Raw genomic sequence first — 241 nt, forward strand, 5'->3', positions numbered from 1 at the left:
TCCGCTGGGCCGGTCACGGGTACGCGATGGCCAGTGGGCACCCGGACGCCATCACCGCCGCGGGGCAGCAGGCTCCGCACTTCGACGACGACGGCGTGGCCCAGATTCTCGAGGCAAAGTTGACGGAGCAGCGGGTCTAGCAAGCATCTAATGCGCGGCGGTGGATGTTGGAGCGTTGACCAAGCTGCCTAGTGCAGGAGTACCTGGTACAGCTTGTGGTCTTGCCATTTTCCCGCAATGT

General features: G+C 63.5%; 1 protein-coding gene. It reads left to right on the forward strand.

Features of this window, described 5'->3' with window-relative positions:
- Positions 1-140 (forward strand): HAD hydrolase family protein (locus SB724_RS21590; RefSeq protein WP_410573097.1); only part of this gene is annotated, 140 nt, incomplete at its 5' end.
- Positions 141-241 lie beyond the last annotated feature (101 nt).

This window comes from Bacillus sp. SIMBA_031, assembly GCF_046535225.1.
Lineage (GTDB): Bacteria > Bacillota > Bacilli > Bacillales > Bacillaceae > Bacillus > Bacillus velezensis.